Origin of the sequence: Nocardia sp. NPDC050630, from assembly GCF_044457245.1 — a bacterium.
Lineage (GTDB): Bacteria > Actinomycetota > Actinomycetes > Mycobacteriales > Mycobacteriaceae > Nocardia.
Genome location: NZ_JBITGN010000001.1, coordinates 581,067 through 594,190, shown reverse-complemented (window position 1 = coordinate 594,190; position 13,124 = coordinate 581,067). Strand labels below are relative to the sequence as shown.

The window sequence follows — 13,124 nt, the reverse complement described above, 5'->3', positions numbered from 1 at the left end:
AGGCTGCGGTCATATCCCCTAACATCGGCGCGCCAGGTAGGTCCCGGCAACCGTCGCGTACGGATCCGGTGTACCGTGCCCCAGTGTTACTTCGACAGCTCGAGCCTCGCACTGCTCGCACCACCGCCGAGGTGATCAAGTTCGCACTCTGGCCCCTTGCGGTCATGACTGTGCTCAACCGGATCTTCATCAAGGCCGTCAACGGGTTCATCACCGATGACTTCAAACCGGTCTACAACGCGTCGCTGGCCTTCCTCAACCACCGACCGGTGTACACGGCGAATTACAACCTGGTGGATCCGCACTATCTGTACCCCCCGAGCGGCACGCTGCTGATCGCGCCCCTGGCGCTGATCGACCCGGAGAAATCGCGCTGGTGCTTCATCCTGCTCAATGCCGCCGCCATCATCCTGGCGTGGTATCTGCTGCTCAAGCTGTTCAAGTTCACCCTGTCGTCGGTGGCGGCGCCGGTGCTGCTGCTGGCCATGTTCAGCTCCGAAACCGTTATCAACACACTGGTTTTCACCAATGTGAACGGATGCGTACTGCTGGCCGAGGTGGCCTTCATCATGCTGCTGCTCACGCGGCGGGATCTGTGGGCCGGTGCGATATTGGGTTTGAGTATCGCGGTGAAACCCACGCTCGCACCGCTGGTACTGATCGCGGCGGCGCGCGGACAGTGGAAGGTTTTCTACACCGCCATCGGTGTTCCGGTGGCGCTCACCGCTATCGCCTGGCCACTGTCGAAGGACGCGGACAAGTTCTTCACCCGCACCGCGCGCTACATCTTCGAATCCCGGGACTACTTCAACAGCGCGATCGTCGGCAACGCGGCGTATTACGGTCTGCCGCTGTGGCTGACCTGGGGTGTCCGGATCGTCATGGGCGTCGTCGTCGCCATCACGCTGTGGTTGCTGTACCGCTACTACCGCGAGGATGAACTGTTCTTCGTGACGACCTCCTCCGGTGTGCTGATGACCGCCTCGTTCCTGCTGTCCTCACTGGGGCAGATGTACTACTCGATGATGCTGTTCCCGCTGCTGATGTCGGTGGTGCTGCGCAATTCGGTGATGCGGAACTGGCCGGCGTGGCTGGCGGTGTTCGGATTCATGTCCTACGACAAGTGGCTCTCGGATCGCTGGCAGGGCTTCGGACGCAACCTGGAATATCTGCGCATCACCTTCGGCTGGGGTCTGCTGCTGATCGTCATCGCGTGTGTGCTGGTCGACCGCTATCTTGCGGCGCGACGGGAAGGTCGGCTGCCATTCGGAATCGATCCGGCGTGGATGCGCTCGGCCCCGGATTCGCGGGATGCCGCCGAGGAGGCGCCGCGGGTGGAGCCGGAGACGGCATACGAAAGCACTCCCGACGAGGCGACAAACGGCAGCGAATTGCTCGATGAACCGCGGGCGAGTGCGCTCAAATAGCGATGGGACAGTCGGCACGGGCGTGGAAAACCTATTAGCGTGGAGCAATGAGTTCTGACGCCGACACGTCCCTGCCCGCGCCCCGGATTCAGCTGACCCCACAGGAGTGGAAGGCCAAACTGAATCCGGAGGAGTACGCGGTGCTGCGACAGGCCGCGACCGAACGTCCGTTCACCGGCGAGTACACCGACACCAAGACCGAGGGCGTCTATGTGTGCCGAGCGTGCGGGGCCGAATTGTTCCGCAGCACCGAGAAATTCGATTCGCATTGCGGTTGGCCCTCGTTCTTCGACCCGGCGAAGTCGGAGGCGGTGATTCTGCGCTCGGACGACACACTCGGCATGCACCGGGTCGAAGTGCTGTGTGCGAATTGCCACAGCCACCTCGGCCACGTCTTCGAGGGCGAGGGATACGGCACGCCCACCGATAAGCGCTATTGCATCAACTCCATCGCTCTGCAACTGCACCCCTCGGGCAGTGCAGCGGAGTAGAACGAACGCGGCGCCGAACGAAAGATACAGACCGATCGGCTTGTTGCGCATGCCCCCACAAATTGGGGCATGCGCGAGCGATCGGTGATCAGGGCAGCGCGGCGATGAGTTGTTCGATTTCGACGCGCGGACCGGTGAAGAAGGGCACCTCTTCGCGCACGTGCAGGCGGGCCTCGGTGGCGCGCAGGTCGCGCATGAGGTCGACGATGCGGTGCAGTTCCGGGGCCTCGAAGGCGAGGATCCATTCGTAGTCCCCGAGGGCGAACGAGCTCACCGTATTGGCTCGCACATCCGGGTAGCCGCGCGCGGCCTTGCCGTGGTCGGCGAGCATCTTGCGGCGCTCCTCATCGGGCAGCAAGTACCACTCGTAGGAGCGCACGAACGGGTAGACGCAGATGTAGTTGCCCGCATCCTCACCGGCCAGGAACGCCGGAATGTGGCTCTTGTTGAATTCGGCGGGCCGATGCAGCGCCACATTGCTCCAGACCGGCGCGCTGGCCCGGCCCAGTTCGGTGGTGCGCCGGAAATCCGCGTACGCCGACTGCAACTCCTCGACCCGCTCGGCATGCGACCAGATCATGAAGTCGGCATCGGCACGCATCCCCGCGACGTCATAGATGCCGCGCACGACGACATCGCGCTCGGCGAGCCCATCGAAGAACGCCCGCGCCTCCTTGATGGCGGCCTCGCGGTCGTCCCCCAGCACCCCCGGCTGCACCTGGAACACCGAGAACATCAGGTAGCGGATGGTGGAATTGAGTGCTTGATAGTCGAGTCGCGCCATGATTCCTATCGTGCCACTGTGCCGCATCGAGGCATCCGTGTGGGCTGGCCCGACGGGGATGCTCCCAGCGGGTTTCCGGCGCGAGCAGACTGCCGGTTACCTCTAGCAAGCGTCCACTCGCCAGTCGGTCGGGGTGAACTGTTCGATGTGAATGCGTTCCGCCGAGCAATTGGGCCCGGACCGACGGGGCTGCACCGATCCCGCACACCCGTATCCGTCACGGCTATCGCGTGGCGGCAATTCGCGGTATCGCGGACCCGATCAGGATGTGGTGGTGTGGGTCAGGGTGGTGGCTATGCGGTGGGCGGCGGCGGTGCCGGAGGCTACGCAGGCGGGGACGCCGACACCGTGGAGGTAGGCGCCTGCCATAGCGAGGCCGTCGAAATCAGCTGTAATGGATTCGATTTCGGCGACGCGGTCGAGGTGGCCCGGTGCGTATTGAGCGAGGCCACCCGGCCAGCGTTGGACCGCTGCGGAGATCGGTTCGATGGTGGCCCCGGTGACAGCAGCGAGGTCTTCGGTGGCGGCGGTGATGAGGTCGGCATCGGACCAGGCCTGGGTAGAGTCATCGCCGAATTTGCCGAATGATGCTCGGACAGCGGCGGTTTCGCGCTCGGCGAGGTGGGTCCACTTGCGGCTCGACAAGGTGAATGCCTTGGCGCGCAAAGATTCTCCGGTAGCAACCAGGATGCCGGAGTTCTGCGGCAGCGCCGTGTCACGCGGGAGGGCAAGAGCCACAACGACAGACGAGGAGAGTTCGATGCCCGCGGCCGCCGATGCGGCGGCAGGTGCGAAGGAGCGTAGCAGATTGGCGGTCGCCGGAGCCGGGGTCGCCAGCACCACCGCATCCACCGCACCGATCGGTTCGAGTACCCAGCCGCGGGTCGCGCGGGTCAGGTGGGTGGCCGAGGCCGCGGTGACGAATTCCGCCTCGGATTTCGCGGCCAAAGCATCCAGCAGAACCCGGTAGCCCTCGCGAAGGCCGCCGAAAACCGGCGCGTTCGAGGGCGGCGGCATAGCGGCGGCCACCGCCTGGGTAAGGCTCGACGCACCGTTGTCGAGGGCCGCGGCCAGGGTCGGCAGTGCGGCGCGCACTCCGATTGAGCGTGAACTGCCCGCATAGACGCCACCGAGCAGCGGATCGACGCTGCGCTCGGCGACCTGCGCACCGAACCGGTCGGCGACCAGGCTGTATACGTCGATATCGGCGCCCGGATACCAGGCCAGCGGCCGCCGCGCCTCCGCTTCGATCCGCTCGAGCGTATCGGCATCGACCAACCCGCGCATCGACTCGGCATCCGACGGAATGCCCATCAGCGTGCGTTCCGGCAGCGGATGCGCGCGGCCCTGCGCCCACACCAGTGGCCGCAATCCCGCGGGCACCACCAACTGCGCTTCCAGCCCGAGTTCGCGCAGTAGCGCGGGCACCTCCGGCCGCCGCCCGACGAACGCCTCCGCCCCGAGATCCAAAGGCTCCCCGGCTAATTCGCCGGTAAACAGAATCCCGCCGAGCCGCGCGCTCCGATCGATGACCACGATCTCGGCCTGCGCGCCCAGCAGTCCCCGCAACCGGTACGCCGCGACAAGCCCGCTGATCCCGCCGCCGACCACCGCGATTCTCATATCGCGACCGTAGCCCGCCGACGGATCCACACCGACCAGACCCCTCCCCTTCGTGACCGAACACACGGTCGGCACCCACCCCCAGCCCGAACATCGGACGGATGTATTCAACGGTCGACGCGCAGCTGCTCTCGGATCTCCGGCTTGAGCACCTTGCCGATTTTGGAGCGCGGCAGATCCGGCCAGATCTCCACCTGTTTGGGAGATTTCACTGCGCCGAGGCGCGCCTTGGTGTGCTCGCGCAGTTCGTCGCCGGTCACGGTATGGCCGAGATGCAATTGCACGACGGCGGTGACTCGCTCGCCCCACTTATCGTCGGGGAGTCCGATGACCGCGCAGTCCTGGACCGCCGGATGAGTCAGCAACGCCTGTTCGACCTCGGCGGAATACACATTGAATCCGCCGGTGATGATCATGTCCTTGGCGCGGTCGACGATGTACAGGTAGTTGTCGGCATCGAGGTAACCGATGTCCCCGGTGTGATGCCAGCCGTACCGTGACACCTCGGCGGTGGCGTCCGGATTCTTGTGGTACCCGGCCATCACCAGCGGACCCTTGACGACGATTTCACCGCGCTCACCCGCCGCAAGCAGTCGACCATCGGCAGCCATGATGGCCACCTGGGTGAGCGGGGTCGCCCGTCCGGCCGATGACAGTCGCTCGGTAGCGATCGAGCCGTCGGGACGGAAGTGATCTTTCGGTGCCAGCGTGGCAACCATCATGGGCGCTTCGGACTGTCCGAACAGCTGGCCCATGACCGGTCCGATCCGATCCAGCGCCGCGGCGAGCCGGGCGGTCGACATCGGCGCGGCGCCATACCAAAGGCACCGCAGCGAGCTGAGATTCGCCTCCGACAACGCCGGATGATCCAGCAGCATGTAAATGAGCGTCGGCGGCAGGAAGGTGTGGGTGATCCGATGGCGTTCGATCAGCGTGAGGAATTCACCGAGTTCCGGGGCGGGCATCACCACGATCTCACCGCCGAGGGTCAGGATCGGGAAGCACAGGACGCCCGCCGCGTGGGTCAGGGGTGCCAGTGCCAGGTAGCGTGGCCGGGGTTCGAACGGATAGCTCATCAGGGTCAAAGCGGTCATCGTCTCGATATTGTGGCCGGTGAGCCGGACCCCCTTCGGCCGTCCGGTCGTGCCACCGGTGCCGACCAACATGGCGAGATCATCGATGGGCTCGACCTGCCACGGATCATCGGGACATTCGCGCACCCAGTCGTCGAAAGATGCTGCGTTGGCGGCATCTCCGTCCAAACAGACCAGTGTCCGCAGCCCCGGTAGTCGCGGTGCGATGGCGGAAACCAGTGGCGCGAAGGCGGATTGGAATATCAGGCAGGTGCAATCGAAGAGGTCGAGCAGTTCGCGATTCTCCGCCGCCTCGTTGCGTGGATTGATCGGACACCACACCGCACCGGCGCGGGCTATGCCGAAAACGCAAGCAAACGCGAGTGTGTCGTTCGCCGACAAGATCGCGACCCGTTCACCGGGCTGGATTTCCGATCGCGCCAGTGCCCGGGCGACACGCCACGACAATTGTTGAACCTGCGCATAGGTCAACGTGTGCCCGTTCATGGTCAGGCAGGGTGCGGTCTCGCCGAGCGAGGCCCCCTTGTCGAGATAGTCGGTCAAACGCACGGTAATCCTCTGTAGAAGCTGTTGTGGGAGTGGCCAATTCGGGCCACGGGTGGGCCGACCCACCCGTGGCCCGAGGCCCCGATCAACGGTGCACGTTCAGTACTGGTTCACCGACCAGCCCGAAACTCCGCAACGCCCCCAGCAGTTCTCGATGGCCGAAGGCCTGGCATGCCGAGGCAAACCCGGTTCGCATCGGCGCCGTCTGCAACAGCGCGTTCGCGGCAAACGCCTGCAGCAGACCGGTCTGCTTGTAGTTGCAGTTCCCGTAGATCACGCAGTGGGCACGCCCCAGCGGTCCGGACGCGTGCACCGAATCGAGCGAGGTATTGATGCGCGGATTCTCCCGCGGCGGCATCTCGTCGCGAACCAGTGCGGCCTGTTCGGTGAGGACCCGATATTTCTCTTGCACAGGAAGGTCTTTCACCTGTTCGACGACCGCCTGCACGATCTGCGGCACGCCCTGCATCAAGGGCCGATTGAATACGCCGCCGAGCACCTTCACATTCGCGACCCGCGGATCGCGTTTGAACCACACCGGATGCGAGGTACCGCCCCAGGGCAATGCGAGCCCGATCTCATGCTGACCGGGCACCACCACGTCGTAGAGTCCTGCGTCCGCGGGCCACTCCACATATTGGTTCTGTTCCAGGTAATAGGCCTTGGACAGTGCGGCATTGACCAGGATCGTCTTAGTGGACGCGACCGTCGGAAAGCCCTTCCAGAAGACCTGGATATCGAGCGTGTCCAGACCAGGTGTTTCCAAGCAGATGTTCGCGGCGATCTCGCCGGTGGTGTACATCTGCGCGACGCCCGGCGCGAGCAGCAGACCGCGCGCGGCCATCTCGGCGCCGTATTGCTCATCGCAGTCGATCAGCCAATCCTGTTCGCCGGTGGTATCGAGGTAGTGGGTCCCCGCGGCCAGGCAGGCCTGCACCACCTCGTGGCCGTATTGCGCAAACGGCCCGACGGTATTGCAGACAACCGCGGCACCACGAAACAGCTCGCTCAGCGGTGCCACATCGTGCGCCACCTCGACAACATCGTGCGCGACGGTGTCGATGCCGGGAATCTTGTCGATCGCCTCCTGTAGCCGGGTCTTGTCCCGGCCCGCGGCAATGAACGGAATATTGAATTCGCGGAGATATTCACAGACCAGTCGGCCGGTGTATCCGGATGCGCCGTAGACGACTACGGGCTTATCGGTGCTCATGAGATCTCGAACCTTTCGTTGTCGTCTGTGCTCACATGCCCATGCCGCCATCGACCGGCAGACCAGCACCGGTGATGAAGCGCGCGGCATCGGAGGCGAGGAACACCACCGCATCGGCCATATCGGTGACCTCCCCCAGGCGGCCCTGCGGTGTCTGCTCGACGACCGCGCCGACCGCGGCTTCGGCACTGGGGAACAAGCCGATTCGCGCGACATCGTCGGCCAACCGGGCACCCATCTCGGTCGGAACGAGTCCCGGATACACGCAGTTCACGCGCACGCCGTAGCCGAGTTTGCCGGATTCCATCGCCGCGACTCTGGTGAGCCGGTCCACTGCGGATTTGGTCGCCGAGTACACCGAAATGCCGGGGAAGGCGATGGTGGCGGCGACCGAGGCGATATTCACGATGGCGCCACCGCGTCCCGCCGCGCCGCCAGGGCGCATCGAGCGCAGCGCGTGCTTGATGCCCAGTGCGGTCCCGAGCACATTCACCTCGAGCATCGTGCGCACTTCTTCCGGGTCGAGATCCACTATCAGACTGGTGATTTCGACACCGGCATTGTTCACCACGATGTCCAGGCCGCCGAGCGCGGCGACGGTATCGGTGACAGCCTGCGCCCACTGCGCGTCCTCGGTGATATCGAGCGGCACGAACTCGGCCGTCGCGCCGGCGGCCCGCAATGCCTCAACGGTCTCTTTGCCGAGATCCTCGCGCACATCGCCGATCGCGACCGCAGCTCCGGCGCGGGCCAGCGCCTCGGCCATACCCGCGCCGAGTCCTCGCGCACCACCGGTTACCAGGGCCGTGCGCCCGGTCAGGTCGTATCCACTCATCCGCCCATCTCCTCCTCGAGATCGTCCATTCGGCTTTCGCATTCGACCGATCGGATGCGACGTGGATCACAGTCTGCGCGCATCCTTGACGACCGTCAAGACTTTTTATGACAGTCGTCAAGCTTTTCTTGCACGGTCGTCAAACCAGTGGGGCCCTCGTTGCCGATGCCGCGATACACTGGGCGAATTCACATGAGCGGTGACGGAGAGAAGCCACGATGACCGAAATCGTCGAGACCAGGCGGGATCGCATCGCACGCCGACAGGTCGACAAGTTCGGCGAGCGGCGCGCACAGCTGGCCGCCGCCGCGCTGCACACTCTTGCCGAACTCGGTTACGCCCGGACCAGCCTGCGCGAGATCGCGCAGAAATCCGAGTTCACCCACGGGGTGATGCACTACTACTTCAACGACAAGGTCGAACTGATCACCCACGCGGTGCGGCAGTACGAGCAGGTGTGCGTCACCCGTTACGACGACATCGTCACTGCCGCGACAACGGCCGAACAGCTCCGGCACGACTTCGGCACCGCGATGGCGGCCACGCTGGACGCCGACGCGCCGCTGCACCGGCTCTGGTACGACCTGCGCAACCAGAGTTTGTTCGAGGAGTCCTTCCGCGATGACGTGCTCGAAATCGACGGCCATCGCGAAGAGATGATCCGTAACGTCGTCGACCGCTTCGCCGAGCTGTCTGGTCGACCACTCCTGGTCCCCTCCGCCACGGCCTACGCCATTTTCGACGGACTGTTCCAACAGGCACTGCTGCGCAAACTCGCCGGACAAAGCGACGCCGTCGAGACACTCGCCACCGAAGCGGCCGCTCTGCTCGACGTGGTGATCGGACCGGGCAAGCCTTAGCCGATCTCCGGATTGCGCTGTCGCACAGCCATTTACGGCCACACCTTCGGCGCGATCTGCGCGACCCGTCCCTTACGTCATTCGTCTGGAGAGGTAGGCGCACCGGGGATGATCAGGTCCACATGGTCGCGGGTGTGCTCGGCGGCGAAATGAGCGTCTTCGGCGGCCATCCACTGCTCCCATAGTGGCAAGGTGTGCACACCGTCGCGTTCGAGGCCGCGCGCCAGACGCACCGCGCGCGGGGTGTCAATCCAGACCGCCAGCGACAGCCGATCGCGAACGGCCGCGCGGGCCGAGGAGACGCCTTCGAGAATGAGCACACCCCCGGGTGCGACATCGTGCCATTCGGCCAAAGACCGCTCATCCCAGTCATATCGCTGATATCGACCGGAACGGCGCTGACTGATCGGCTCCAGCAGCTGCTCCTCCAGCCGCGCCCACCCCGGGAGTTCGTTATTTCCGTCCGCGAAGTCATCGGTGTGCACCACCTGCCCATTGCACAGCGCCGCCAAAGACGCTGCGAAGGTCGACTTTCCTGCCCCGCCCGGTCCGTCCACCGCCACCAGGCGGGTCGAACCGAGTCGCGGCGAGCTGATGGCGACCCGACCTGCGACCTCCTCGGGGGTCGGAGTCCTGCCCGGCGACACCGGTCGAAGATCCGCACCCACGACTAGTCGATCACAGCTCGTGGACGAGTTGCACCAAGGCCGTCAGCACACCCGGATCGGTATCGGGCAGCACACCGTGTCCGAGGTTGAAGATATGACCCGCCGCACCCATCGTGATCGCCTCATCGGCCTCGTGCGCGATGCGCCGGGCCTCGGCTTCGATGGCGACGGATCCGGCGAACAATACGGCGGGATCCAGATTGCCCTGCAACGCTTTTCCGGGTCCGACCCGACGCACCGCCTCGGTCAGCGGCACCCGCCAATCGACGCCGACGACATCGGCGCCCGCCTCCCCCATCGCACCGAGCAATTCACCGGTCCCCACCCCGAAGTGGATCCGCGGTACGCCGGCCTCGGCCACCTCCGCGAATACCCGCTCCGAATGCGGGAGCACGAATTCTCGATAGTCGGCGAGTGAGAGTGCGCCGGCCCAGGAATCGAACAGCTGCACCGCGTCCACACCGGCGGCCAGCTGCGCCTGCAGGAATGCGATGGTGATATCGGTCAGGACGCCGAGCAGCTCGTGCCAAGTCGTGGGGTCGGCGTGCATCATCGCCTTGGTGCGCTCGTGGTTCTTGCTCGGCCCACCCTCGACCAGATACGAGGCGAGCGTGAACGGCGCGCCGGCGAATCCGATCAGCGGTGTGTCGCCGAGCGCGTCGGTCAGCAGCCGCACACCATCGGTCACCGCGCCGACCTCTTCGGGGCGCAGCCGCGGCAGTGCGCGCACATCCGCGATGGTGCGCACCGGTGCGGCGATCACCGGTCCGACACCGGCCACGATATCGAGATCGATACCGGCCGCCTTCAGCGGAACGACGATGTCGGAGAACAAGATCGCCGCATCGACACCGTGGCGCCGGATCGGCTGCAGGGTGATCTCACACACCAGCTCCGGATCGAAGCACGACTCCAGCATGCCGATGCCCTTGCGCAGTTCGCGGTACTCGGGCAGCGACCGTCCGGCCTGGCGCATGAACCACACCGGACGACGGCTCGGTGCAGCGCCGGTGGCGGCGGCCAGGAACGGTGCATCGGTCAACCGGCGACGGGTATGAGTGCTCATCACCGCCTATCGTATGCGGCCCGCAAGGCCCGCTAGCGGCGCGCCTCCGACTGCGCCGGGCACGCAAGGTCTACCGTCGCTTCCGTGACACCGCTCGACTTCCGCGACGGAGCCGCACCGACCGAAGGACCCAACGGCGAGCCAGCTCAATTTCGCGCCGCGGTCGATGCGATGGGCACCGCAACCGTGCACCCTCGAATCGAGCTGGCACCGATCCGACCGCCCCAACGCCTGGCACCCTTTTCCTACGCACTGGGCGCGGAAGTCAAACACGCCGAAACAAATGTGGTGCCGGTCGATTCCGAGGGCGATGCTTTCGGCAGGCTGATCCTGCTGCACGATCCTGATGGCGCCGAGGCCTGGCACGGCATCTTCCGCTTGGTCGCCTACATCCAGGCCGATATCGATGCCGCACTGGCCACCGACCCGCTGTTGCCCGAGGTCGCCTGGAGCTGGCTGGTCGACGCGCTGGAATTCCGCGGCGAAGCGTTCACCGCACTCGGCGGCACCGTCACCTCCACCAGTTCGGTGCGCTACGGCGATATCGCCGGACCACCGCGCGCACACCAATTGGAGCTGCGCGCCTCGTGGACCGCGATGACCACCGATATGCGCCCGCATGTGGAAGGCTTCTGCGAAGTACTGGCCTATGCGGCCGGTTTACCACCCGCCGGAATCACCCATCTGCGACCGGAGTCGTATACCAGCAACGACCACACCTGATCGCCACGTAAAGTTCAGGTTTATGTCGGTAGCAGACGAGTCCGAGCGAAGCAACACGCCACCAGAAAGCACGGCGGAGCCGCTGCTCGTGCCCGCCGACGGTGTGCCGCCCGTGCTCGTCACCGCCGAGGAGGTCGCCGATGCCGCGGCTCGGCTCGCCGCGGGCAACGGTCCGCTGGCCGTCGATGCCGAACGCGCCTCCGGTTTCCGGTATTCGGCGCGCGCATACCTGATCCAGTTGCGACGGGCCGGTTCGGGCACCTTCCTGATCGATCCGATTCCGGTCGCCGATGCGCTCGAACCGCTGGCCGCCGCGATCAACGATCTGGAATGGGTGCTGCATTCGGCGGACCAGGATCTACCAGGACTCGCCGAACTCGGTCTGCGCCCGGCGCGCCTGTTCGACACCGAATTGGGCGGCAGACTGGCCGGATTCGAGCGCGTCGGACTGGCGGCCATGGTGGAACGACTGCTCGGCCGGGCGCTGCGCAAGGGTCACGGTGCGGCCGACTGGTCGACTCGGCCGCTGCCCGACGATTGGCTGAACTACGCCGCACTCGATGTCGAATTGCTGCTCGAGCTGCGCGACGAGGTGGCCGCCTCGCTCGAGGCCCAGCACAAGACCGACTGGGCGGCACAGGAATTCGAGCATGTTCGGACCACCGAACCCGGTACGCCGAAGGCCGATCGATGGCGGCGCACCTCCGGCATCCACACCCTGCGCCGCACCCGCCAACTGGCCATCGTGCGCGAACTGTGGACCACAAGGGACACCCTCGCGCGCACCCGCGATGTCGCACCGGCCCGCATTCTCCCGGATGCCGCGATCATCGCCGCCGCGAATGCCGAACCGCGCACCATCGCCCAACTGCGCACCCTGCCGATCTTCGGCGGACCGCGCCAGCGCCGCTACTCCCGCGACTGGCTCGCCGCGGTCGACCGCGGCCGGACCCTCGCCGACACCGACCTACCAGCCCTTACCCAACCATTCGAAGGTCCGCCGCCGGTGAACCGCTGGGAGCGCCGCGATCCGGCCGCCGCCGCACGACTGATTCGAGCGCGCGCGGCAATGGGTGAACTGTCCATCGAGTACGCGATCCCGGTCGAAAATCTGCTCTCCCCCGATCTGGTGCGCCGCTTGTGCTGGGACGGACTGCCCGATTACGACCATGTCGGCGAGCTCGACGATCTCTCCGCCGCGGTCGATGGATTCCTCAAGTCGGGCGGGGCCCGACCATGGCAACGCGAACTCGCGGTCCCCCGACTGGCTGCCGCCCTGACCCCGACCCCCGACGCGTAGGCCGAACTCCGCGTTCAGGATGCGGTCGAGACGGCATTCTCGACGGTCTGCTTGAAGACCTCCAAGCCATGCTCCATGGACGTGCCGAATGCGTCGGCGAGTTCATGCGGCAGGGTGTCGTGGATCCAGACTAAACGACTGCCGCCGGCGTGCGGGAATACCTGCATGGACGAGTTGTCGTGCGCCGGCGTAACGCTCCCCCCGACGATGGAGAACACGATCCTGCGCTCGGTTTCGTCGAGTGCGATGAACCGCTCGTGCAGCACCGTGCCATTCTCGAAGGTGACGATGCGCAGGTCCGGACCATCGAGGGTGCTGTCGGTGACGAAGCCGGGCGCCATTCGGATCGGGCCATGTGCGAAGTCGCCGATGATCGCCCACAACTGCTCGACGGGCGCCTCGACGATGATCTCTCTCTCGACCGATCCCATGACTGATCCTCCTATACCGGAGCGGTGTCCCGCTCGTCATAACTAGTGTTTTAAAAACGGTAG

At 65.4% G+C, this 13,124-nt stretch carries 13 protein-coding genes; 5 read left to right on the top strand and 8 right to left on the bottom strand.

What is annotated here, in order from left to right; all coding sequences use genetic code 11:
* The first annotated feature begins 83 nt into the window (after positions 1-83).
* Together ACIBG0_RS02590 and msrB are read left to right on the top strand one after the other, a co-directional pair.
* Entirely contained in the window at positions 84-1,427 is a 1,344-nt protein-coding gene (locus tag ACIBG0_RS02590) for a glycosyltransferase family 87 protein (RefSeq protein ID WP_397028545.1), read from the top strand.
* A gap of 47 nt (positions 1,428-1,474) precedes the next feature.
* Complete coding sequence (gene msrB, locus ACIBG0_RS02585) at positions 1,475-1,918, top strand: peptide-methionine (R)-S-oxide reductase MsrB (RefSeq protein ID WP_397028544.1); 444 nt, start codon at positions 1,475-1,477, stop codon at positions 1,916-1,918.
* Between the two features lie 88 nt (positions 1,919-2,006).
* On the opposite strand, the gene hemQ is transcribed toward msrB, so the two are convergent.
* The 5 genes from hemQ to ACIBG0_RS02560 all read right to left on the bottom strand — a co-directional run bounded on the left by hemQ (position 2,007) and on the right by ACIBG0_RS02560 (position 8,013).
* The gene (gene hemQ / locus ACIBG0_RS02580; RefSeq protein ID WP_397028543.1) at positions 2,007-2,702 is read right to left on the bottom strand and encodes a hydrogen peroxide-dependent heme synthase; all 696 of its coding nucleotides are present in this window, start codon (positions 2,700-2,702) and stop codon (positions 2,007-2,009) included.
* Between the two features lie 261 nt (positions 2,703-2,963).
* Entirely contained in the window at positions 2,964-4,325 is a 1,362-nt protein-coding gene (locus ACIBG0_RS02575; protein ID WP_397028542.1) for a protoporphyrinogen oxidase, read from the bottom strand.
* 107 nt (positions 4,326-4,432) lie between these two features.
* Positions 4,433-5,968: a long-chain fatty acid--CoA ligase gene (locus ACIBG0_RS02570; protein ID WP_397028541.1), complete on the bottom strand. Its 1,536-nt coding sequence runs from the start codon at positions 5,966-5,968 to the stop codon at positions 4,433-4,435.
* An 82-nt stretch (positions 5,969-6,050) separates the two neighbouring features.
* Entirely contained in the window at positions 6,051-7,178 is a 1,128-nt protein-coding gene (locus ACIBG0_RS02565) for a DUF5938 domain-containing protein (RefSeq protein ID WP_397028540.1), read from the bottom strand.
* A 31-nt stretch (positions 7,179-7,209) separates the two neighbouring features.
* Positions 7,210-8,013 (bottom strand): SDR family NAD(P)-dependent oxidoreductase, encoded by an 804-nt coding sequence (locus ACIBG0_RS02560; RefSeq protein WP_397028539.1) that lies wholly within the window; start codon positions 8,011-8,013, stop codon positions 7,210-7,212.
* Positions 8,014-8,231: 218 nt separating this feature from the next.
* Here ACIBG0_RS02560 and ACIBG0_RS02555 point away from each other — a divergent pair, with 218 nt between their 5' ends.
* On the top strand, positions 8,232-8,873 hold the full coding sequence (locus tag ACIBG0_RS02555; RefSeq protein ID WP_397028538.1) for a TetR/AcrR family transcriptional regulator: 642 nt from the start codon (positions 8,232-8,234) through the stop codon (positions 8,871-8,873).
* Positions 8,874-8,950: 77 nt separating this feature from the next.
* Here ACIBG0_RS02555 and ACIBG0_RS02550 read toward each other — a convergent pair whose 3' ends face one another.
* Complete coding sequence (locus ACIBG0_RS02550; protein ID WP_397028536.1) at positions 8,951-9,520, bottom strand: uridine kinase; 570 nt, start codon at positions 9,518-9,520, stop codon at positions 8,951-8,953.
* Positions 9,521-9,551: 31 nt separating this feature from the next.
* Positions 9,552-10,607, bottom strand: coding sequence for a uroporphyrinogen decarboxylase (gene hemE, locus ACIBG0_RS02545; protein WP_397028534.1), 1,056 nt, complete (start codon positions 10,605-10,607; stop codon positions 9,552-9,554).
* Between the two features lie 171 nt (positions 10,608-10,778).
* Here hemE and ACIBG0_RS02540 point away from each other — a divergent pair, with 171 nt between their 5' ends.
* Together ACIBG0_RS02540 and ACIBG0_RS02535 are read left to right on the top strand one after the other, a co-directional pair.
* Positions 10,779-11,330, top strand: a complete 552-nt coding sequence (locus ACIBG0_RS02540) for a DUF3000 domain-containing protein (protein WP_397030167.1) — start codon at positions 10,779-10,781, stop codon at positions 11,328-11,330.
* A 22-nt stretch (positions 11,331-11,352) separates the two neighbouring features.
* Positions 11,353-12,630 (top strand): HRDC domain-containing protein, encoded by a 1,278-nt coding sequence (locus ACIBG0_RS02535; protein WP_397028532.1) that lies wholly within the window; start codon positions 11,353-11,355, stop codon positions 12,628-12,630.
* A gap of 14 nt (positions 12,631-12,644) precedes the next feature.
* On the opposite strand, the gene ACIBG0_RS02530 is transcribed toward ACIBG0_RS02535, so the two are convergent.
* Positions 12,645-13,061, bottom strand: a complete 417-nt coding sequence (locus tag ACIBG0_RS02530; RefSeq protein WP_397028530.1) for an SRPBCC family protein — start codon at positions 13,059-13,061, stop codon at positions 12,645-12,647.
* Between the last annotated feature and the right edge of the window lie 63 nt (positions 13,062-13,124).